Annotated in this window: 20 protein-coding genes; 16 read left to right on the forward strand and 4 right to left on the reverse strand. The window is 59.0% G+C overall.

Annotation, left to right across the window (positions count from 1 at the left end; genetic code table 11):
* The first annotated feature begins 15 nt into the window (after positions 1–15).
* Positions 16–1,314: an amino-acid N-acetyltransferase gene (gene argA, locus HX783_RS18025; RefSeq protein ID WP_159960799.1), complete on the forward strand. Its 1,299-nt coding sequence runs from the start codon at positions 16–18 to the stop codon at positions 1,312–1,314.
* A 130-nt stretch (positions 1,315–1,444) separates the two neighbouring features.
* Here the strand turns inward: argA and tauA are convergent, their stop codons facing one another.
* Complete coding sequence (tauA, locus tag HX783_RS18030) at positions 1,445–2,431, reverse strand: taurine ABC transporter substrate-binding protein (protein WP_177017786.1); 987 nt, start codon at positions 2,429–2,431, stop codon at positions 1,445–1,447.
* A gap of 370 nt (positions 2,432–2,801) precedes the next feature.
* Between tauA and HX783_RS18035 the strand changes: the two genes are divergently transcribed.
* The 8 genes from HX783_RS18035 (at position 2,802) to HX783_RS18070 (ending at position 10,075) form a co-directional block, all read left to right on the forward strand.
* Positions 2,802–4,172 carry an OprD family porin gene (locus tag HX783_RS18035; RefSeq protein WP_177017787.1) on the forward strand — a complete coding sequence of 457 codons (1,371 nt, stop codon included), beginning with the start codon at positions 2,802–2,804 and terminating at the stop codon, positions 4,170–4,172.
* Positions 4,173–4,445: 273 nt separating this feature from the next.
* Positions 4,446–5,084, forward strand: coding sequence for a peroxiredoxin (locus HX783_RS18040; RefSeq protein ID WP_177017788.1), 639 nt, complete (start codon positions 4,446–4,448; stop codon positions 5,082–5,084).
* 316 nt (positions 5,085–5,400) lie between these two features.
* The gene (gene ssuE, locus HX783_RS18045; protein WP_159960795.1) at positions 5,401–5,994 is read left to right on the forward strand and encodes an NADPH-dependent FMN reductase; all 594 of its coding nucleotides are present in this window, start codon (positions 5,401–5,403) and stop codon (positions 5,992–5,994) included.
* Between the two features lie 93 nt (positions 5,995–6,087).
* On the forward strand, positions 6,088–7,056 hold the full coding sequence (locus HX783_RS18050; protein ID WP_177017789.1) for a sulfonate ABC transporter substrate-binding protein: 969 nt from the start codon (positions 6,088–6,090) through the stop codon (positions 7,054–7,056).
* A 25-nt stretch (positions 7,057–7,081) separates the two neighbouring features.
* Complete coding sequence (ssuD, locus tag HX783_RS18055) at positions 7,082–8,230, forward strand: FMNH2-dependent alkanesulfonate monooxygenase (protein ID WP_177017790.1); 1,149 nt, start codon at positions 7,082–7,084, stop codon at positions 8,228–8,230.
* Between the two features lie 9 nt (positions 8,231–8,239).
* On the forward strand, positions 8,240–9,028 hold the full coding sequence (ssuC, locus tag HX783_RS18060) for an aliphatic sulfonate ABC transporter permease SsuC (protein WP_159960789.1): 789 nt from the start codon (positions 8,240–8,242) through the stop codon (positions 9,026–9,028).
* Entirely contained in the window at positions 9,025–9,831 is an 807-nt protein-coding gene (gene ssuB / locus HX783_RS18065; RefSeq protein WP_017139537.1) for an aliphatic sulfonates ABC transporter ATP-binding protein, read from the forward strand. Before ssuC ends, ssuB begins: the two co-directional genes overlap by 4 nt.
* Before the next feature lie 28 nt (positions 9,832–9,859).
* Positions 9,860–10,075, forward strand: coding sequence for a molybdopterin-binding protein (locus HX783_RS18070; protein WP_003213899.1), 216 nt, complete (start codon positions 9,860–9,862; stop codon positions 10,073–10,075).
* 136 nt (positions 10,076–10,211) lie between these two features.
* Here the strand turns inward: HX783_RS18070 and HX783_RS18075 are convergent, their stop codons facing one another.
* Together HX783_RS18075 and HX783_RS18080 are read right to left on the reverse strand one after the other, a co-directional pair.
* Entirely contained in the window at positions 10,212–10,841 is a 630-nt protein-coding gene (locus HX783_RS18075) for a TetR/AcrR family transcriptional regulator (protein ID WP_159960785.1), read from the reverse strand.
* A 250-nt stretch (positions 10,842–11,091) separates the two neighbouring features.
* A complete protein-coding gene (locus HX783_RS18080) occupies positions 11,092–12,468 on the reverse strand; it encodes a glutamine synthetase family protein (RefSeq protein WP_010207341.1) in 1,377 nt (458 codons plus the stop codon).
* Positions 12,469–13,076: 608 nt separating this feature from the next.
* Between HX783_RS18080 and HX783_RS18085 the strand changes: the two genes are divergently transcribed.
* The 7 genes from HX783_RS18085 to HX783_RS18115 all read left to right on the forward strand — a co-directional run bounded on the left by HX783_RS18085 (position 13,077) and on the right by HX783_RS18115 (position 21,412).
* Positions 13,077–14,435 (forward strand): glutamine synthetase family protein, encoded by a 1,359-nt coding sequence (locus HX783_RS18085; RefSeq protein ID WP_017139534.1) that lies wholly within the window; start codon positions 13,077–13,079, stop codon positions 14,433–14,435.
* A 59-nt stretch (positions 14,436–14,494) separates the two neighbouring features.
* A complete protein-coding gene (locus HX783_RS18090) occupies positions 14,495–15,859 on the forward strand; it encodes an aspartate aminotransferase family protein (RefSeq protein WP_177017791.1) in 1,365 nt (454 codons plus the stop codon).
* Positions 15,860–16,066: 207 nt separating this feature from the next.
* Positions 16,067–17,161 (forward strand): polyamine ABC transporter substrate-binding protein, encoded by a 1,095-nt coding sequence (locus tag HX783_RS18095; RefSeq protein WP_159961672.1) that lies wholly within the window; start codon positions 16,067–16,069, stop codon positions 17,159–17,161.
* A 143-nt stretch (positions 17,162–17,304) separates the two neighbouring features.
* Complete coding sequence (locus tag HX783_RS18100) at positions 17,305–18,399, forward strand: polyamine ABC transporter substrate-binding protein (protein WP_177017792.1); 1,095 nt, start codon at positions 17,305–17,307, stop codon at positions 18,397–18,399.
* Between the two features lie 72 nt (positions 18,400–18,471).
* Positions 18,472–19,614 (forward strand): ABC transporter ATP-binding protein, encoded by a 1,143-nt coding sequence (locus tag HX783_RS18105; RefSeq protein ID WP_003195240.1) that lies wholly within the window; start codon positions 18,472–18,474, stop codon positions 19,612–19,614.
* On the forward strand, positions 19,611–20,531 hold the full coding sequence (locus tag HX783_RS18110; RefSeq protein WP_145157884.1) for an ABC transporter permease subunit: 921 nt from the start codon (positions 19,611–19,613) through the stop codon (positions 20,529–20,531). Before HX783_RS18105 ends, HX783_RS18110 begins: the two co-directional genes overlap by 4 nt.
* Positions 20,528–21,412: an ABC transporter permease subunit gene (locus tag HX783_RS18115; protein WP_034116303.1), complete on the forward strand. Its 885-nt coding sequence runs from the start codon at positions 20,528–20,530 to the stop codon at positions 21,410–21,412. Before HX783_RS18110 ends, HX783_RS18115 begins: the two co-directional genes overlap by 4 nt.
* A gap of 124 nt (positions 21,413–21,536) precedes the next feature.
* Here HX783_RS18115 and HX783_RS18120 read toward each other — a convergent pair whose 3' ends face one another.
* Positions 21,537–22,175, reverse strand: coding sequence for an HD domain-containing protein (locus HX783_RS18120; protein ID WP_177017793.1), 639 nt, complete (start codon positions 22,173–22,175; stop codon positions 21,537–21,539).
* Between the last annotated feature and the right edge of the window lie 129 nt (positions 22,176–22,304).

Below are 22,304 nucleotides of genomic sequence, written 5' to 3' on the forward strand. Positions count from 1 at the left end.
ACAGGCCCAGGTTTTATGCCCGAATACGTCAATTGGCTTCGTCACGCTTCGCCTTACATCAACGCCCACCGCGACTGCACCTTTGTAGTCATGTTGCCCGGCGATGGTGTGGAACACCCGAACTTCGGCAATATCGTCCACGACCTGGTGCTGCTGCACAGCCTGGGCGTGCGGCTGGTATTGGTGCACGGTTCGCGCCCACAAATCGAAGCGCGCCTTGAAGCGCGCGGCCTTACCCCGGCTTATCACGAAGGCTTGCGCATCACCGACGCGGCAACGCTGGAGTGTGTGATCGACGCGGTCGGGCACCTGCGCATTGCTATCGAAGCGCGCCTGTCGATGGACATGGCCTCTTCGCCGATGCAGGGCTCGCGCCTGCGGGTGGCAAGCGGCAACCTGGTCACGGCGCGGCCGATTGGTGTGCTCGAAGGCGTGGATTACCACCACACCGGCGAAGTGCGCCGGGTCGACCGCAAGGGCATCAACCGCCTGCTGGACGAGCGCTCCATCGTATTGCTGTCGCCGCTGGGTTATTCGCCCACCGGTGAGATTTTCAACCTGGCCTGCGAAGACGTCGCCACCCGCGCCGCCATCGACTTGGGCGCCGACAAGCTGCTGCTGTTTGGCGCGGACCTGGGCCTGATCGACGAACATGGTCGCCTGGTCCGTGAGCTGCGCCCGCAACAAGTGCCGGCGCACCTGCAACGCCTGGGCAGCAACTATCAAGCTGAACTGCTCGATGCCGCCGCCGAAGCGTGCCGTGGCGGAGTAGGGCGCAGCCATATCGTCAGCTACGCCGAAGACGGCGCCTTGCTCACTGAGCTGTTCACCCGAGATGGTGGCGGCACGCTGGTGGCCCAGGAGCAATTCGAACTGGTGCGCGAAGCGGCGATTGAAGACGTCGGCGGTTTGCTTGACCTGATCAGCCCGCTGGAAGAGCAGGGCATTTTGGTGCGGCGTTCGCGTGAGGTGTTGGAGCGTGAGATCGAACAGTTCAGCGTGGTCGAGCGCGAAGGCATGATCATCGCCTGTGCGGCGTTGTATCAGATCGCCGATTCGGATGCGGGTGAGCTGGCGTGCCTGGCGGTCAACCCGGAGTATCGTCATGGCGCACGCGGTGATGTGTTGCTGGAGCGCATCGAGACCCGTGCTCGGGCCAAGGGGTTGAAGACGTTGTTTGTACTCACCACCCGAACAGCGCACTGGTTCCGTGAGCGCGGGTTTGAGCCGAGCAGCGTAGACCGCCTGCCATCGGCGCGGGCGTCGCTGTACAACTATCAGCGTAACTCGAAGATTTTTGAGAAGGCGCTGTAAGCCGATTTCGGAAGTGAAGCAGGTCTAAATGTGGGAGCGGGCTTGCTCGCGAAGGCGGTGGATCAGTCAACAAATTCAGTGACTGGCACTCCGCTTTCGCGAGCAAGCCCGCTCCCACATTTGATCGCGTTTAGTCTTTGATGAATTTATCGGTCACAAAGGCCGAGTAATCCGGCAGCACCGTTTCAACCTTCCCTTGCTCCTTCAAAAACTTCGCCGTCTCCCCAATCGCCTTCGCCGTGCCCCCTTTAAGCAGGGCATCGGTTTGTTGTGCCTGGGCATCCGGGAAAGTGGTGCCGGCCAAAAGCTCTGGAATGTCGGCGGCATTTGAACCTGTCAATTTGGCGATTTTCTGCACCGGCTCCGACTCCACCGTCCAGCTGTCTTTATGCGCGGCATAGTCGGCGAAAGAATCCAGCGTGACCTTGGCAAACTTGGCCACTAAGTCAGGATGTTTTTCCGCAAAATCCTTGCGCGCCACCCACACTTCAAATGTCGGCGCGCCCCACTGACCCACCTGGGCCGCGTCTGTCAGGGTTTTGCCGGTCTTGCGGATTTCGCCCAGGGCCGGTGACCACACGAACGCACCGTCGATATCGCCACGTTTCCACGCGGCGGCAATTTCGGCGGGTTGCAGGTTCACCACTTTGACTTTCCTGGTGTCCAGCCCCCAATGCTTCAGCGCGCCGAGCAGGCTGTAATGAGAGGTTGAGACGAACGGTGTGGCGATGGTTTTGCCGACCAGATCCTGCGGTTTGTCGATACCGCTGCCGTTACGCACCACCAAGGCTTCAGAAGCATTGATCTGCGCCGATACGATAAAGGCCACAATGGGTAGATTGCGTGAAGCCGCCGCTGCGAGGGGGCTGGAGCCCAGGTTGCCGATTTGCACATCGCCGGACGCAATCGCGGTTACAACCTCGGGTCCGCTGTTGAATCGGCGCCAGGCGATCTTCTCGCCGATGGCCTTTTCGTAGAGGCCATCGGCCTGCGGAACCTTGCTGGGGTCGATGCCGGTTTGGTAGCCGATGGTTAAATCGGCCGCTTTGACACCAAAAGAAAGAATTAGTGACACAAAAACTGTAACAAATTGACGGGAGGATGTGCCTTTGGCCATGATGGCGTCGCCTTTTTGATCGTGGGTGACGTATGCAACAGTACGGCCACACTAATCGATCTAAAAAAAGGCGAGTAAATACCATTTAGGAATTAGCTTATGGAGCGGTTGGTCTACGCTGATCGGCTCGCCTCATGCAAAGGCTTATTCCTGAATCGTATGAAAAAGAATGAAACAATTCTTTTTGGGTGTATGAAAAACTCATTACCCTGCAGGGACCAAATCAACTGCGGTTAGACGAAGGTAGTAGACATACAAAGTTACGATTGACTTGGTAGTCACTATCTGGCGCTAATCGCGCATCTGTGGATCCGGGGCGTCAGACCCAGGACCTAAGAAATACAAAAATTAGAAATGAGAGGAGCGGTACATGAAGAAGTCAACATTGGCGTTGGCCGTGGCTGTAGCTGCGATTGCCCAACAGGCAAACTCCGCCGGTTTCATCGATGACAGCAAAGTAACACTGGGTCTGCGTAACTTTTACATCAACACCGACAACCGTGACTCGGCTGCTGGCACTGCTGCCAACAAGCGCGCGGGTGTTCAGAGCAAGAACGAAGAATGGGGCCAAGGCTTCGATCTGCGCTTCATCTCCGGTTTCACCCAAGGCACCGTAGGCTTTGGTCTTGACGCTATTGGCCTGCTGGGTGTTCGCCTGGATTCCGGCGGAGGCACCAACGGCGCGACCGCTTCGTCTTACGGCGGCACCGTGTTCCCGAGCAAGTCCAATGGCGAAGCCGTTGACAACTACTCGAGCCTGGGCCTGACGGCTAAAGCCAAGATTTCTCAGACCGAACTGAAGCTGGGTACCCTGCAACCTAAGCTGCCAGTTATTGTGACCAACGACGGTCGTCTGCTGCCGCAGACTTTCCAAGGTGGCCAGATTACCTCCAACGATATTAAAGACCTGACGCTCGTTGGCGGCCAGATCGAAAAGGCCAAAGGCCGTAACTCCAGCAACGTCGACAACCTGTCGATCGCTGGTGCCAACAGCCGTGGCGTCAACTGGCGTGACAGCAACAAGTTCTACTACGCCGGTGGTGACTACAAAATTACCAAGGACCTGACGGCCCAGTACTACTACGGCAATCTGGAAGATTTCTACAAGCAACACTTCCTGGGTCTGACTCACAACTGGGCAATCGGCCCGGGCGTACTGAAATCTGACCTGCGTTACTTCCACAGCACTGATGACGGTAAAAACGGCAGCGAGTCGGCTTACTACTCCTCGGGCAACTACAACGGTTTCGCTTCAGGTCGTGGCAAGGTCGATAACAACCTGTACAGCGGCCTGTTCCTGTACACCGTTGCCGGTCACACCTTCGGTGGTGGTTACCAAGTCAGCAACGGTAGCAGCGACTTCCCTTGGCTGAACCAAGGTGACGGTTCGTCGGCTTACCTGACTACCGACATGCAGATCGCCAAGTTTGCCCGTGCTGGTGAACGTACCTGGCAAGCTCGCTACGCATTCGACTTCGCCCAAGTTGGCGTCCCTGGCTTGACCGCTGGTGTTGTGTACCTCAAAGGTACTGACATCGACACCGTCAACGCTTCGCGTGCCGAGTTCACCGGCCAGTCCGAATGGGAACGTGACATCACCGTTGCTTACGTCATTCCAGAAGGCCCGTTCAAAAACCTCGGCGTCGCTTGGAAAAACGCTATGTGGCGCAACGATGTTGCTTCCGCGCGCGATCAAGACGAAAACCGTGTAATCGTCAGCTACTCGTACGCGTTCAAGTAACTGTGTAAAACCTTGCCCGGCGCAACGCCGGGCAGGGTGTTTTACTTTCAAGTCGGGCTCAACCCCCGCAAGCCCTTCCTGAATCCCCTCTTTGTACAGCGTCTCAAGGCCTTCTCGAACCTTGAAGTGGATGTTGACCCTCGCCGTTTCCCGCGTCCAATGAATTGATTTTTAATATTCATTTATCGTCTAAATAAATCGATATTTATTCTTTTTAAATAATCCGCAACCCATGCACAGTGGGCTCCATAAGCACTCATCAGGAGCCACACCATGAGCCTAAGACTGGGCGACATCGCCCCCGACTTCGAACAGGATTCCAGCGCCGGCAAGATTCGTTTTCACGAATGGCTGGGCGATAGCTGGGGCGTGCTGTTTTCCCATCCGGCTGACTTCACCCCGGTGTGCACCACTGAGCTGGGCTTCACCGCCAAGCTCAAGGACGAATTCGTCAAGCGCGGCGTCAAGGCCATTGCCCTGTCCGTAGACCCGGTGGACTCGCACCACAAGTGGATCGAAGACATCAACGAAACCCAGAACACCATCGTCAACTTCCCGATCCTGGCCGATGCCGATCGTAAAGTCTCGGACCTCTATGACCTGATCCACCCGAACGCCAGTGACACCCTCACCGTGCGCTCCTTGTTTGTGATCGATCCGAACAAGAAGATTCGCCTGACGATTACCTACCCGGCCAGCACCGGTCGCAACTTCCATGAAATCCTGCGGGTCATCGACTCGCTGCAGCTGACCGACAACCACAAGGTCGCCACGCCCGCCAACTGGCAGGACGGTGATGAAGTGGTGATCGTGCCGTCGCTCAAGGACGAGGAAGAGATCAAGAAACGCTTTCCGAAGGGCTATCGCGCTGTGAAGCCGTACCTGCGCCTCACCCCACAACCTAACCGTTAACACAGAACTAAATGTGGGAGCGGGCTTGCTCGCGAAAGCGGTGTGTCATTCAAAGATGCATCAACTGAAAGTCAGCATTCGCGAGCAAGCCCGCTCCCACATTTGTCGGCATTTCCAGTCTCACATAGCAGGGGTTTTCAGGCCGTTTCGACGGCCTTTTTTTTCGCCTTGAGATTAATAATCCTCATATGCATTTATAGAATAAACAAATGAAAAAATAAGATTTATAGATATATAAATCACCTGATATGGTCTGTCCCATCTTGGCGCCATCGCCACACAGCGAACCGCCGACACTTGCTCAAGGAATACCTGCATGCTGGTCGTAACACTTGGAGGCAGCCCCAGCCAGCGTTCCCGCTCCGGGGTCTTGCTGGAAAAAACCCGTCAGTGGCTGCAAGACAAAGGCGTGGAAGTGGTGAGTTATCAGATACGGGACTTCCCGGCCGAAGACTTGCTGCACGCGCGCTTCGACAGCCCCAAAGTCATCGACCTGCTGCAACAAGTCGCCAACGCCGACGGCCTGGTTATCGCCACGCCGGTGTACAAGGCCTCGTTTTCCGGCGCACTGAAAACCGTGCTGGACCTGCTGCCCGAGCGCGCCCTGGCACACAAGATCGTATTGCCGATGGCCACCGGCGGCAGCATCGCCCACATGCTGGCGGTGGATTACGCCTTGAAGCCGGTGTTGTCGGCGCTCAAGGCCCAGGAATTGCTCCACGGGATTTTTGCCGAAGACAGCCAGATCGCTTACGCCGAAGGCAGCGCCCAGGCGCAACTGGTGCCAGTGCTCGAGCAGCGTTTGCACGAGGCTCTGGAAACGCTCTACGGCGCCATGGCTCGTCGCCCGAAACCGCTTGACCCCCATGTGTTGAATGAACGTTTGTTGAGTGCTCGCTGGAGCATTTAAGCCGTACCGGATTTTGTAGTACTCACCTTACTCAGCCGCCAACGGCCAAGCAGGTGCAGCCAACCCCCTCATCGCATTTTTGGAGAGAGCGCCATGCGCACTGTCATCTTGCGTCGTGGTCTGGTCGCACTGTTTGCTGCGGCTGTGTCCTTCGGCGCCATTGTTCAAGCCCAGGCCGCCGAAACCCTGCGGATCGGTTATCAGAAGTACGGCACGCTGGTGCTGCTTAAAGCCAAGGGCACCCTGGAAAAACGCCTGGCCGCCCAAGGCGTGCAGGTGCAATGGACCGAGTTCCCCGGTGGCCCGCAACTGCTCGAAGGCCTGAACGTCGGCTCCATCGACTTTGGCGTCACCGGTGAAACCCCACCGGTGTTTGCCCAGGCTGCCGGCGCCGATCTTCTGTATGTCGCCTACGAGCCGCCAGCGCCAACCAGTGAAGCGATCCTGGTGCCGAAAGACTCGCCGATCAAATCCGTGGCCGAGCTCAAGGGCAAGAAAATCGTGCTCAACAAAGGCTCCAACGTGCACTACCTGCTGGTGCGTGCGCTGGAAGATGCCGGCCTGAAATACACCGACGTGCAAACCGTGTTCCTGCCACCCGCCGATGCCCGCGCCGCGTTCGAACGTGGCAGCGTCGACGCGTGGGTGATCTGGGACCCGTACCAGGCCGCCGCCGAGAAACAACTGCAGGCGCGCACCCTGCGTGACGGCACCGGCATTGCCGACAACCACCAGTTCTACCTGGCCACCAAGCCGTACGCCGAACAGCACCCGCAAGTGATCAAGGCGTTGGTCGAAGAAGTGCGCGCGGTGGGCGAATGGTCCAAGGCCAACCCGCAGGACGTCACCGAACAAGTCGCGCCGCTGCTTGGCTTGCCGGCTGATATCACCCTGACCTCGGTGAAACGCCAAGGCTACGGCGCGTTGTTCCTGACCCCGGAAGTGGTCGCTGCCCAGCAGAAAATCGCCGACGCCTTCTACCAACTCAAATTGATCCCCAAACCCTTGAGCATCAAGGACGTGATCTGGACGCCACCCGCCGCCGTTGCCAAAGCGCCGTAATCCGACTTCTTCAGGAGACAACTCCATGAGCCTCAATATTTTCTGGTTCCTGCCTACCCACGGCGACGGCCATTACCTTGGCACCGCCGAAGGCGCTCGCGCCGTCGACCACGGTTATCTGCAGCAAGTGGCCCAGGCCGCTGACCGGCTGGGTTTCGGCGGCGTGCTGATTCCTACCGGTCGCTCCTGCGAAGACTCCTGGCTGGTGGCCGCCTCGCTGATTCCAGTGACCCAGCGTTTGAAATTTCTTGTCGCCCTGCGCCCCGGGATCATTTCCCCGACGGTGGCCGCGCGTCAGGCCGCGACCCTGGACCGGCTGTCCGGAGGCCGCGCGTTGTTCAACCTGGTCACCGGCGGTGACCCGGAAGAGCTGGCCGGTGATGGTTTGTTCCTCAGCCACGAAGAGCGCTACCAGGCCTCGGTGGAATTCACCCGTATCTGGCGCCGTGTGCTGGAAGGCGAAACCGTGGATTACGACGGCGAGCACATCAGCGTCAAAGGCGCCAAATTGCTCTACCCACCGATCCAGCAGCCGCGTCCGCCGCTGTACTTCGGCGGCTCCTCCGAAGCGGCCCAGGACCTGGCAGCAGAACAGGTGGAAATGGTCCTGACCTGGGGCGAACCACCGGCTGCGGTCGCGGAAAAAATCGCACAGGTACGCGCTAAAGCCGCGAAACTTGGGCGCACTGTGCGCTTCGGTATTCGCCTGCACGTGATCGTGCGCGAAACCAACGAAGAGGCATGGAAAGCTGCCGACAAACTGATCTCCCACGTGGACGACGACACCATCGCGCGTGCCCAGGCTTCCCTGGCGCGCTTCGATTCCGTCGGCCAGCAACGCATGGCCGCCTTGCACGGCGGCAACCGCGACAACCTCGAAGTCAGCCCCAACCTGTGGGCCGGCGTCGGCCTGGTACGTGGCGGTGCAGGCACCGCGCTGGTGGGTGATGGGCCAACCGTTGCGGCACGCGTCAATGAATACGCGGCGCTGGGCATCGACACCTTCATCTTCTCGGGTTACCCACACCTGGAAGAGTCGTATCGCGTCGCTGAGCTGCTGTTCCCGCACCTGGATATCGAACGTCCCGAGCTGCCGAAAAGCGCCGGTTACGTCAGCCCGTTCGGCGAAATGGTCGCCAACGACATCCTTCCCAAAGCTGCGTCGCAGAGCTGAGGCGTAGTCATGAATTTTGAAAAATTAAGCCATCGCGTTGCGCCTTGGGTGCTGCCGATCCTGTTGCTGGCGGTGTGGCAGTTGTCAGTGTCGGCAGGCTGGTTGTCGACCCGTATCCTGCCGGCGCCGAGCGCCGTGATCGAGGCCGGGATCAACCTGGTTCGTACCGGGGAAATCTGGACACACCTGGCCATCAGCGGCTGGCGTGCCGGCCTGGGCTTTGTGATCGGTGGCAGCATCGGTCTGGCCCTGGGCTTTATCACCGGCCTGTCGAAATGGGGCGAGCGCCTGCTGGACAGCTCGGTGCAGATGATCCGCAACGTGCCGCACCTGGCGCTGATCCCGCTGGTGATTTTGTGGTTCGGCATTGATGAGACGGCGAAGATTTTCCTGGTCGCCCTCGGCACGCTGTTCCCGATTTACCTGAACACCTACCACGGCATCCGCAACGTCGACCCGGCGCTGGTGGAAATGTCGCGCAGCTACGGCTTGTCCGGTTTCAGCCTGTTCCGTCAGGTGATCCTGCCGGGCGCGCTGCCGTCGATCCTGGTGGGCGTGCGCTTTGCCCTGGGCTTTATGTGGCTGACGCTGATCGTGGCGGAAACCATCTCGGCCAGTTCCGGTATCGGTTACCTGGCGATGAACGCCCGCGAATTCCTGCAAACCGACGTGGTGGTATTGGCCATCGTCATGTACGCCATCCTCGGCAAACTGGCCGACCTGGCTGCCCGTGGCCTGGAACGTGTGTGGCTGCGCTGGCACCCGGCTTACCAAGTGAATAAAGGAGGTGCGGCATGACCGCTCAACAACCTCCGCGTCTGCTCAAGGGCATTCCGCTGGCGGTGCGCAAATTGCGCAAGGCCTTTGGTGCGCGGGAAGTCCTCAAAGAGATTGATCTGCACATTCCGGCCGGCCAGTTCGTGGCGGTGGTCGGTCGCAGCGGCTGCGGCAAAAGTACCTTGCTGCGCCTGCTCGCCGGGCTGGACAAAGCCAGCGGCGGCGAATTGCTGGCCGGCTCCGCGCCGCTGAGCGAAGCCATTGAAGACACGCGGTTGATGTTCCAGGAAGCGCGCCTGCTGCCGTGGAAAAAAATCATCGACAACGTGGGCCTGGGTCTCAAGGGCAACTGGCGCCCTAAAGCGCTGGAAGCCTTGGAAGCGGTTGGCCTGGCCGAGCGCGCCAATGAGTGGCCAGCGGCCTTGTCCGGTGGCCAGAAGCAACGTGTGGCCTTGGCGCGTGCGCTGATCCACCAACCGCGCTTGCTATTGCTGGATGAACCGCTGGGCGCGCTGGATGCCCTGACCCGCATCGAGATGCAGCAACTGATCGAAAACCTGTGGCAGAAGCATGGCTTCACTGTGTTGCTGGTCACCCACGACGTCAGCGAAGCCGTGGCGATTGCCGACCGGGTGATCCTGATCGAAGACGGCGAGATTGGCCTCGACCTGATCGTCGACCTGCCGCGCCCACGCGCCCGGGGCTCACATCGCCTGGCGGCGCTGGAAGCCGAAGTGCTCAACCGTGTGCTGTCGTTGCCCGGCTCGCCACCGGAACCCGAACCTGTTTCACCGCTGCCTACGCAATTGCGTTGGGCTCAATAACTCACTTGTCCCACGAAGGAAAAACACCATGACTATTAAAGCCATCAACGTGCGTAACCAGTTCAAGGGCACCATCAAGGAAATCGTCGAAGGCGACGTGCTGTCGGAAATCGACGTGCAGACGGCGTCCGGCATCGTGACGTCTGTGATCACTACTCGCTCGGTCAAAGAGCTGGAATTGGTGATTGGCAGCGAAGTGATTGCCTTTGTGAAATCCACTGAGGTGTCGATCGCCAAGTTGTGATCGAATTCTGCGGTGCTCTTGATGCCGCCTTCGCGAGCAAGCCCGCTCCCACATTTGACCGAGTTCCAACTGTGGAATGCATTCAAATGTGGGAGCGGGCTTGCTCGCGAAGAGGCCGTCCCAGCCACCACAAGGCTCAGCGCTTAGGCAAATACGCCGGCAAATAAAGCCCCACATACGCATCAAACACCCGCATGCCTTCCTCCGCCATGCGCGGCGTAATCTGCCCGTGCTGATGCACTGAGCGCGCGTACACGCGGTCGCTCAACTCCAGCGCCAAGGCAAACACGTCCACATCCGCTGGCAGCGTCGGCACGTCGAAATGGCGGCTGAACACTTCGAGCATCAAATCCCCCAACTCCAGATCATGCTGACGGTCCGCCTGGGTCACTTCGGTAAGGCCATGCTGCGCCAAGATCAACTGCCGCGCGGCCGCGTCGTTGCTGTAGATGCTCAGCATGCGCTGCTCGACGATGTAGGACAGGTCGCGCCAGTGTTTGAGTGAATCATGGTCGATGGGCGCCTGAATCGCAGCGCGGAAAGCCGCGTGTACATCGGCAGTCAGCGCTTCCAGCAAGGCCGGCACACTGGCGAAAAAGTGATACACCGATGACGGCGGAATCTGCGCGCGCTCGGCCACGCTGTAGATCGACAAACTGGCCACGCCTTCGGTCGCCAGCAAGGTACGGGCGGCGTCGAGGATCGCATCGATCCGGGCCTGGCTGCGGGCGCGGGGTTTGCGAGGGGCGGCGGGGCGGGTGGTCATGGAAGTCTCCTACAAGGCAGAGCGCATTGTACGCAGAGCCACTGGATGATCCATAACTTGTGGCGAGGGAGCTTGCTCCCGCTGGGCTGCGCAGCAGACCCAAAACCATCGCCCCGGTTCTGCCTGGAGGAACTCGGTGATCTTATTGGGGCCGCTTCGCAGCCCAGCGGGAGCAAGCTCCCTCGCCACAACAGCGCAAAAAAATGCCGCAGGCCATTAAGCCTGCGGCATTTTTTAAAGCAGCAACTGCTTACACAGTATGCAGATACCAGTTGTACTCAAGGTCGGAGATGGAGTGTTCGAACTCTTCCAGCTCACTTTCCTTACAGGCGACGAAGATATCGATGTACTTGGGATCGATGTACTTGGCCATCACCTCGCTGTCGTCCAACTCGCGCAAGGCATCGCGCAGGTTATTCGGCAGGCTCTGTTCGTTCTGCTCGTAGCTGTTGCCTTCCACCGGTGCGTTCGGTTCGATCTTGTTGGTCAGACCGTGGTGCACGCCTGCCAGGACCGAAGCCATCAGCAGGTAAGGGTTGGCGTCGGCGCCGGCCACGCGGTGTTCGATACGTACGGCATCGGACGAGCCGGTCGGTACGCGAATCGCCACGGTGCGGTTGTCCAGGCCCCAGCACGGCGAGTTCGGCACGTAGAACTGTGCGCCGAAACGGCGGTAGGAGTTGACGTTGGGGCACAGGAACGCCATTTGGGCGGGTAGGGTCTCGAGCACACCGCCGATCGCGTGACGCAATGCGGCGTTCTGCTCGGGATCCTCGCTGGCAAAGATGTTCTTGCCGTCTTTGTCCAGGATCGAAATGTGTACGTGCAAACCGTTGCCTGCCTGGCCTGGGTAAGGCTTGGCCATGAAGGTGGTGTCCATCTCATGGTCGTAGGCGATGTTCTTGATCAGGCGCTTGAGCAGTACCGCGTAGTCGCAGGCCTTGATCGGGTCGGCCACGTGGTGCAGGTTCACTTCGAACTGCGCCGGGGCACTTTCCTTGACGATGGCGTCAGCCGGGATGCCTTGCTCTTTGGCCCCTTCCAGAATGTCCTGGAGGCAGTCGACGTATTCGTCGAGGTCGTCGATCAGGTAGACCTGTGTCGAGTGCGGGCGTTTGCCGGAGATCGGCGAGCGGGGCGGTTGTGGGCGGCCGTTCACGTTCTCCTGGTCGATCAGGTAGAACTCAAGCTCGAAGGCGGCGCAGATGGTCAGACCGAGGTCGTCAAATTTGCTTACAACTTGGCGGAGCACTTCGCGAGGATCGGCGAAGAAAGGTTCACCTTCAAGTTCGTGCATGGTCATCAGCAGTTGCGCGGTTGGGCGCTTTTGCCAGGGTTCATTGCACAGGGTATCGGGGATTGGATAACAGATTCGGTCAGCATCACCGATGTCCAGACCCAGGCCGGTGCTTTCCACCGTCGAGCCGTTGATATCCAGGGCAAATAAAGAGGCAGGCAGGTTAATGCCCTTCTCGTAAACCTTGTGGAGGCTGGTGCGTTCGATGCGCTTGCCGCGCACCACACCATTCATATCCGCAATTAGAAGGTCTACGTACAGAACCTCAGGATGATCCTTAAGGAACGCGTTCGCTTCGTTAAGCTGAACGGCACGCGGGGGTACCGACATGATGCAACACCTTTGTTGTTAAAAATATCAATCATTGATCTTTTCTGGTTTCAGTCAACCCGAACGGCATGCCGAAGTCAAGCGAGGGCTTTTTTGCCCTAAAAAAGCGCCGTGAGGCCTTTTTTGGGGCTTTTTGGGGCGGTTTTTTGGGATTGAAGGCCTTGGGACTAGCAGGCTTGAGCGGGCCGTGTTGTATTTTTTACGGGGGTGTTGTGTAAAAAAATGAACAAGGCTAAGCTCGATTCAAACCCATAACAGCAATAATACCGGGGTGCTTCATGTCTCGCCTGCCGCTACTCGGCGCTTCAACCTGTTTCAGACAAGTCTTGTCACCCGTTCAATTTTCCCTCGTGAATGACCGCGCCCCGGCCAATATTCTTGACGCCTTGGCTGACCTCTTTTCTGCTCCCTCATTTCCTTCGTGCCTGTCACTGAGCGGCTCCCGTGCGGGGTGCTGCTCATGATTCTGCACGACTTTGGCGTGAGGAATGCAACGCTGCAGCAAATGGCAGGTAAGCTCCTACCCTGAACGAAAAGACGACGCGGATGCTGCGTCCACCAACGCCTGGCCTTTAACGGATGCCAGGAAACCCAGCCCAGAGGCATTTATGAGTAACAACCTCGACCAGCTCACCGATTGGTTGAAAGACCACAAGATCACAGAAGTCGAATGCATGATTGGCGACCTCACCGGCATCACCCGGGGCAAGATCTCGCCGACCAACAAGTTCATCGCCGAAAAAGGCATGCGCCTGCCCGAGAGCGTTCTGTTGCAGACCGTGACCGGCGACTATGTCGAAGACGACATCTATTACGAATTGCTCGACCCGGCCGACATCGACATGATCTGCCGCCCCGACCAGAACGCGGTGTTCCTGGTGCCATGGGCCATCGAGCCTACCGCCCAGGTGATCCACGACACCTACGACAAGCAAGGCAACCCGATTGAGCTGTCGCCGCGCAACGTGCTCAAGAAGGTTCTGAAACTCTATTCCGACAGAGGCTGGCAGCCCATCGTGGCGCCAGAGATGGAGTTTTACCTGACCAAACGCTGCGAAGACCCGGACTTCCCGCTGCAACCGCCGATTGGCCGTTCCGGCCGCCCGGAAACCGGTCGCCAGTCCTTCTCTATAGAAGCCGCCAACGAATTCGACCCATTGTTCGAAGACGTCTACGACTGGTGCGAACTGCAGGAGCTGGACCTCGACACGCTGATCCACGAGGACGGCACGGCGCAGATGGAAATCAACTTCCGTCACGGCGATGCCCTGTCCCTGGCCGACCAGATCCTGGTGTTCAAGCGCACCATGCGTGAGGCCGCGCTCAAGCACAACGTGGCCGCCACTTTTATGGCCAAGCCGATGACCGGCGAGCCCGGCAGCGCGATGCACTTGCACCAGAGCATCATCGACATCGCCACCGGCAAGAACGTCTTTTCCAATGAAGACGGGACCATGAGCCAGCTGTTCCTTAATCATATTGGCGGCCTGCAGAAATTCATCCCTGAATTGCTGCCGCTGTTTGCGCCTAACGTGAACTCGTTCCGCCGCTTCCTGCCCGACACCTCGGCGCCGGTAAACGTGGAGTGGGGCGAAGAGAACCGCACCGTCGGCCTGCGCGTACCGGATGCCGGCCCGCAGAACCGTCGCGTGGAAAACCGCCTGCCGGGCGCCGACGCCAACCCGTACCTGGCGATTGCCGCCAGCCTGTTGTGCGGCTACATCGGCATGGTCGAAGGCCATAACCCGAGCGCGCCGGTGGTGGGCCGTGGTTATGAGCGCCGCAACCTGCGCCTGCCGTTGACCATCGAAGACGCCCTGGAGCGGATGGAAAACAGCAAGACCATCGAGAAATACCTGGGGCAAAAATTCATCACAGGCTACGTCGCGGTCAAGCGGGCCGAGCATGAAAACTTCAAGCGCGTGATCAGTTCGTGGGAGCGGGAATTCCTGCTCTTCGCCGTCTGATGCGCCGGGCGCGCCGTAGGAAAGGCGCGCCCTCACCTGAAAAAGTCTAGGAGATTGGTATGTCCAGCAACAACCCGCAAACCCGTGAATGGCAAGCCTTGAGCAATGATCACCACCTGGCGCCGTTCAGCGACTTCAAGCAATTGAAAGTGAAAGGCCCACGGATCATCACCAAAGCCCACGGCGTTTACCTGTGGGACAGCGAAGGCAACAAGATCCTCGACGGCATGGCCGGCCTGTGGTGCGTGGCGATCGGTTACGGTCGCGATGAACTGGCTGACGCCGCCGCCAAACAGATGAAAGAACTGCCGTACTACAACCTGTTCTTCCAGACCGCGCACCCGCCGGTACTGGAACTGGCCAAGGTCATCTCCGACATCGCGCCGGCCGGCATGAACCATGTGTTCTTCACCGGTTCGGGCTCGGAAGGCAACGACACCATGCTGCGTATGGTCCGCCACTATTGGGCGATCAAGGGCCAGCCAAACAAGAAAACCATCATCAGCCGCAAGAATGGCTACCACGGTTCCACCGTGGCCGGCGCCAGCCTGGGCGGCATGACTTATATGCATGAGCAGGGCGACTTGCCGATTCCGGGCATCACCCACATCGCCCAGCCGTACTGGTATGGCGAAGGCGGCGACATGAGCCCGGAAGAGTTCGGGGTGTGGGCCGCCAACCAGTTGGAAGAGAAGATTCTGGAACTGGGCGTGGACAACGTCGGTGCCTTTATTGCCGAGCCGATCCAGGGCGCCGGTGGCGTGATCGTGCCGCCTGAGACCTACTGGCCGCGCATCAAGGAAATCCTCGCCAAGTACGACATTCTGTTCGTCGCCGACGAAGTGATCTGCGGTTTCGGCCGTACCGGTGAGTGGTTCGGTAGCGACTTCTACGGCCTCAAGCCCCACATGATGACCATCGCCAAAGGCCTGACCTCGGGCTACATCCCGATGGGCGGCCTGATTGTGCATGACGACGTGGTCGCGGTGCTCAACGAAGGTGGCGATTTCAACCACGGCTTCACCTACTCCGGTCACCCGGTGGCGGCAGCGGTAGCCCTGGAAAACATCCGCATCATGCGCGATGAAAAAATCGTTAAGCGTGTGCACGACGAAACGGCACCGTATTTGCAGAAACGTCTGAGGGAACTGGCTGATCACCCGTTGGTGGGTGAAGTGCGCGGTGTGGGCATGCTCGGTGCGATTGAGCTGGTGCAGGACAAGGCCACGCGCAAACGTTACGAAGGCCGTGGTGTGGGCATGATCTGCCGCACGTTCTGCTTCGAGAATGGCCTGATCATGCGCGCCGTGGGCGACACCATGATCATTTCGCCGTCGCTGGTGATCAGCAAGGCGGAAATCGACGAGCTGGTGACCAAGGCTCGCCAGTGCCTGGACCTGACTTTGGCGGCATTGCAGGGCTAAGTGCTAGGCTCAGTGCGCAGCGGCTTCGGGCGCTGCGTCTGGACAGTTACAAATAGCAGTATTAAAGGGGGCTTTGGTTGAAAGCCGGCCCCTGAACTTGCCAGACTGTCGCCCTGTTTTGTTGCCCTTTGGAAGGGCCGTGAGACGACTAAAGAACGTGGCCCAAAAAAGAAAAAATTGGAGCATCACCAAATGAAGGCATTAGGTTTGAAGAACGCTGGCAAGACACTCCTCGCCTTGTCCCTGATGGGCGCAATGGCGGGCGCGGCCCAGGCAGACAGCAAAGTGCTGCATGTCTATAACTGGTCCGACTACATTGCTCCGGACACCATCGCCAACTTTGAAAAAGAGTCGGGCATTAAAGTGGTGTACGACGTTTTCGACAGCAACGAGACCCTCGAAGCCAAGTTGCTGGCAGGCAAATCCGGTTACGACATCGTCGTACCGTCGAACAACTTCCTGGCCAAGCAAATCAAGGCGGGCGTCTATCAGGAGCTGGACAAGTCCAAGCTGTCGAACTACGACAACCTGAACAAATCCCTGCTTAAAGCCGTGTCGGTCAGCGACCCGGACAACAAGCACGCGTTCCCGTACATGTGGGGTTCCATCGGCATCGGCTACAACCCGGAGAAGGTCAAGGCTGCACTGGGCGTGGACAAGATCGATTCCTGGGACGTGCTGATGAAGCCGGAAAACATCGCCAAGCTGAAAAGCTGCGGCGTGAGCTTCCTTGATTCGCCAACCGAAATGCTGCCGGTGGCATTGCACTACCTGGGCCTGCCGACCGACACGCAAAAGAAAGCTGACCTGAAGCAAGCCGAGGACCTGTTCCTCAAGCTGCGCCCATCGATCGGCTACTTCCACTCGTCCAAGTACATCTCCGACCTGGCCAACGGCAACATCTGCGTCGCCGTGGGTTACTCGGGTGACATCCAGCAGGCCAAATCCCGCGCGGCTGAAGCCGGTGGCAAGGTCAAGGTTGCCTACGACATTCCGAAAGAAGGCGCCGGCAGCTTCTATGACATGGTCGCTATCCCTAAAGATGCCGAAAACGTCGATGCTGCCTACAAGTTCATGAACTACCTGCTGGAGCCAAAAGTGATGGCGGCCATCACCAACAGCGTACGTTTCCCGAACGGTAACGAGAAGGCGACCCCATTGGTCGACAAAGACATCACCAGCGACCCGGGCATCTACCCGTCCGCCGATGTGCAAGCCAAGCTCTACGCCATTGCTGACTTGCCGGCTGCAACCCAGCGTGAAATGACCCGCAGCTGGACCAAAATCAAATCGGGCAAATAAGCCTTAAACCTGTGGGAGCGGACTCGCTCCCACAAATTAAATGACAGAAAGTTTTGCCGGATCGGTTTATCGAGGGTAAGTTGCGCGCCGGTTTTGTTGCCGGGCAACAACTTTAAGGCCCAACTATTTAAGAGGACCTCCACTTGCCAATTTCTTTATTTCGCAAAGCGGTGCTGGTGGGTGCAGGTATCACGCTGGCTGTCAGCGTGCAGGCCGCGCCGACTGTGCATATTTATAACTGGTCGGATTACATCGGCCCCGAGACCCTGGCCAACTTCGAAAAGGCCAGCGGTATCAAGCCGGTGTATGACGTGTTTGACTCCAATGAAACCCTGGAAGGCAAGTTGCTCGCCGGGCATACCGGTTACGACGTGGTCGTGCCGTCCAACCATTTCCTCGGCAAGCAGATCAAGGCCGGGGCGTTCCAGAAGCTCGACAAGTCATTGCTGACTAACTATTCCAACCTTGACCCGGCGCTGCTCAAACGCCTGGAAAGGAACGACCCGGGCAACCAGTACGCGGTGCCGTACCTGTGGGGCACCAACGGTATCGGTTACAACGTCGACAAGGTCAAAGAAGTGCTGGGCATCGACCATATCGATTCCTGGGCCGTGCTGTTCGAGCCGGAGAACATGAAGAAGCTGGCGACCTGCGGCGTCTCGTTCATGGACTCGGCAGATGAAATGCTGCCGGCAGTGCTCAACTACATGGGCCTGAACCCCAACAGCACCAACCCGGCTGACTACAAAAAAGCCGAAGAGAAACTGCTGAAAGTGCGTCCTTATGTGACCTACTTCCATTCTTCCAAGTACATCTCGGACCTGGCTAACGGCAACATCTGCGTAGCAGCAGGCTTTTCCGGGGATGTGTTCCAGGCCAAGGCCCGTGCGGCCGAGGCGGGCAAGGGCGTGAACATCGCCTACACGATTCCGAAAGAAGGCGGCAATTTGTGGTTTGACGTGCTGGCCATCCCGGCGGACGCGGCCAACGTCAAAGAGGCCCACGCCTTCATCAACTATTTACTGCAACCTGAGGTGATCGCTCAGGTCAGTGATTACGTCGGTTACGCCAACCCTAACCCAGGGGCGGACAAACTGATGGAGCAATCGATACGCACCGACGCAGCGGTTTACCCACCGCAGGCGGTTCTCGACCGGACGTTTGTCAACTTCGAGTTACCCCCGAACGTGCAACGTTTAATGACCCGTAGCTGGACCAAGGTCAAGACGGGCAAGTAAGGCTTAAGGCTCAAACTATCCAAGGTTTCGCCTGTATTGGGCGAACCTCAAATTTTGTTGGGAGTTTCGTAAATGGCAGTTGCCTCCGGCGCCTATAAGAAAGCCCTCGAGGGCGACCAGACACCGAAAAAGGTGTTGGTCAAAATCGACCGGGTCACGAAGAAGTTCGACGAGACGATTGCCGTGGACGATGTGTCCCTGGAAATCAAGAAAGGCGAGATATTCGCCTTGCTCGGCGGGTCGGGTTCGGGCAAATCCACTTTGCTGCGCATGCTCGCAGGCTTCGAGCGCCCAACCGAAGGTCGCATTTACCTCGACGGTGTGGACATCACCGACATGCCGCCCTACGAGCGGCCGATCAATATGATGTTCCAGTCCTACGCCTTGTTCCCGCACATGACCGTGGCGCAGAACATCGCCTTCGGCCTGCAGCAGGACAAGATCCCCAAGGCCGAGGTCGACGCCCGCGTGGCCGAGATGCTCAAGCTGGTGCAGATGAGCCAGTACGCCAAGCGCAAGCCGCATCAACTGTCGGGCGGTCAACGTCAGCGTGTGGCGCTGGCGCGCTCGCTGGCCAAGCGCCCGAAACTGCTGCTGCTCGATGAGCCGATGGGCGCCCTCGACAAGAAGCTGCGTTCGCAGATGCAACTGGAGCTGGTGGAGATCATCGAGCGCGTGGGCGTGACCTGCGTGATGGTGACCCATGACCAGGAAGAGGCCATGACCATGGCCGAGCGCATCGCGATCATGCACCTGGGCTGGATCGCCCAGATCGGCAGCCCGATCGACATCTACGAAACGCCTACCAGCCGCCTGGTGTGCGAGTTCATCGGCAACGTGAACATCTTCGACACCCAAGTGGTGGACGACGCCGAAGGCCACGCGGTACTCAAGTGCCCGGACCTGGACCGCGACATCTACGTGGGCTACGGCATCGCCACCTCGGTGGAAGACAAGTCGGTGACCTACGCGATTCGCCCGGAAAAGCTGCTGGTGACCACCGAAATGCCGACCTGCGAGCACAACTGGTCCAGCGGCAAGGTGCACGACATCGCCTACCTCGGCGGCCATTCGGTATTCTACGTGGAACTGCCTAGCGGCAAGCTGGTGCAGTCCTTCGTCGCCAACGCCGAACGCCGTGGCCAGCGCCCAACCTGGGGTGACCAGGTTTATGTGTGGTGGGAAGACGACAGCGGCGTGGTACTTCGCTCATGAACATGAAGAAATTCAAACGCCAGCTGCAACGAATAACACCCGGTGGCCGGCATGTGGTCATCGGGATCCCTTTCCTCTGGCTGTTCCTGTTTTTCGCACTGCCGTTCTTCATCGTCTTGAAGATCAGCTTCGCCGAAGCCGACGTCGCGATCCCGCCTTACACCGAGATCTACACCTTCGTTGAGCAAAAGCTGCAATTGGTGCTCAACCTGGGCAACTACGCGATGCTCGGCGACGACGAGTTGTACATCGCCGCGTACCTGGGCTCGCTGAAGATGGCGTTTTTCAGCACGATCCTGTGCCTGTTGATCGGCTATCCGATGGCCTACGCGATTGCCAGCGCGCGCAAAGAGATGCAGACCGTGCTGGTGCTGCTGATCATGATGCCGACCTGGACCGCGATCCTGATCCGCGTGTATGCGTGGATGGGCATCCTCAGCAACAACGGCTTGCTCAACGGCTTCCTGATGTCCATGGGGTTGATCAACGAGCCGCTGCAGATCCTCAACACCAACATCGCGGTGTACATCGGCGTGGTCTATTCGTACCTGCCGTTCATGATCCTGCCGCTGTACGCCAACCTGGTCAAACACGACCAGAGCCTGCTGGAAGCCGCGTCCGACCTGGGTTCGAGCACTTTCAACAGCTTCTGGAAAATCACCGTGCCGCTGTCCAAGAACGGCATCATCGCCGGCTGCATGCTGGTGTTCATTCCAGTGGTGGGCGAGTTCGTGATCCCGGAACTGCTCGGCGGCCCGGAAACCCTGATGATCGGTAAAGTGTTGTGGCAAGAATTCTTCAACAACCGTGACTGGCCGGTGGCGTCTGCCCTGGCGGTGGTGATGCTGGCGATCCTGATCGTGCCGATCATCCTGTTCAACCGCAGCCAAGCCAAAGAGATGGAGGGCAAGATATGAAGCGCTTCAGTTTCTCGAGTTTTATGCTGGTGGCGGGGTTGTTGTTCATCTACCTGCCGATGCTGATCCTGGTGATCTACTCGTTCAACGAATCCAAACTGGTGACGGTGTGGGGCGGTTGGTCGATCAAGTGGTACGTGGGCCTGCTGGACAACACCCAGTTGATGGGCTCGGTGGCACGTTCCCTGGAAATCGCCTGCTACACGGCGGTGGCCGCAGTCGCGTTGGGTACGTTGGCGGCGTTCGTGCTGACGCGTATCAGCCAGTTCAAGGGCCGCACGCTGTTCGGCGGCCTGGTGACGGCGCCGCTGGTAATGCCCGAGGTGATCACCGGTCTGTCGCTGTTGCTGCTGTTCGTGGCCATGGCGCAGATGATCGGTTGGCCCCAGGAGCGTGGCATCGTCACCATCTGGATCGCCCACACCACATTCTGTGCGGCATATGTGGCGGTGGTGGTGTCGGCGCGCTTGCGTGAGCTGGACCTGTCGATCGAAGAAGCGGCGATGGACCTGGGCGCGCGGCCGTGGAAGGTGTTCTTCCTGATCACCATCCCGATGATCGCGCCGTCGTTGGCGGCGGGCGGCATGATGTCGTTCGCGCTGTCGCTGGATGACCTGGTACTGGCCAGCTTCGTGTCCGGCCCGGGCTCGACCACCTTGCCGATGGAAGTATTCTCGGCCGTGCGTCTTGGGGTTAAACCCGAGATCAACGCCGTGGCCAGCCTGATTCTGTTGGCGGTGTCGCTGGTGACCTTTCTGGTGTGGTTCTTCAGCCGCCGTGCCGAAGAACACCGCAAGAAAGCCATCCAGCAAGCGATTGAAGAAGCCGCTGCGGATGGCTGGCAACAGCCGGACAAGCGCCGGGCGCCTGCTCCGGTCTAACCCGCACTGATCGTTCCCACGCTCCGCGTGGGAATGCCTTCTGTGATGCTCCGCGTCATGCTTCCAAGAGCGGACGCAGAGCGTCCAGGGCTGCATTCCCACGCAGAGCGTGGGAATGATCTGGTCAGGCCCACGGCGACTTGCGAATCACCTCGACAAAGTTCATCGGCTTGAACCCCGACTCCTGATCCACCAGCACATCGGTCTTCACGTTGCCAAACGTGGTCTGCGGGCGATGGCGCAAGCCGTCGGCAAACGCGCAGATGATGCATTCCTTGAACCCTTCACCGCGTGGGTGCGCATGCACCACGGCTTCGCGCTGCACGCTGGAAAACGCGGCGTAGTCCATGCCCAGCACGTCCATTTCCACGCCGGCAGTCACCAGCGCCACCGTCGGGCGCAGGTGCTGCGGCACGCCGGGCGTGGTGTGCAGGGCGATGGACAGCCACACTTGCTCGATATCGTCATCGCTCAGCCCGTAAGGCTTGAGGAACGCCACCGCGGCGTTGGCGCCGTCCACTTCGAAACGCTCGTTGTCACTGCGATGGCCTTCGACCAGGCCGAGGTCATGGAACATCGCGCCGACGTACAGCAGCTCAGGGTTGTAGGCCAGTTGCTTGCGCTCACCGCTCAATGCGCCGAACAGGAATACGCGGCGGGAGTGGTGGTAAAGCAGGTCGGATTCGACGTCACGGATGTATTCGGTGGTGGCCTTGGCCAAGGCGCTGTCCGGGATCTGGATGCCGGCGATGGTGGTGCTCATGGTCGTTCTCCTCAACAAAGCGCCGGGGGTGGCGCCGATGAGTCCAGTCTGGTCGCGCGCCCGCGACGGGGCTATCGCGGCGAGGGTGCGATGTCGGCCAATGTGGCTTCACATCGTGCCAGTTGGAAC

Origin of the sequence: Pseudomonas sp. D2002 (assembly GCF_013385735.1) — a bacterium.
Lineage (GTDB): Bacteria > Pseudomonadota > Gammaproteobacteria > Pseudomonadales > Pseudomonadaceae > Aquipseudomonas.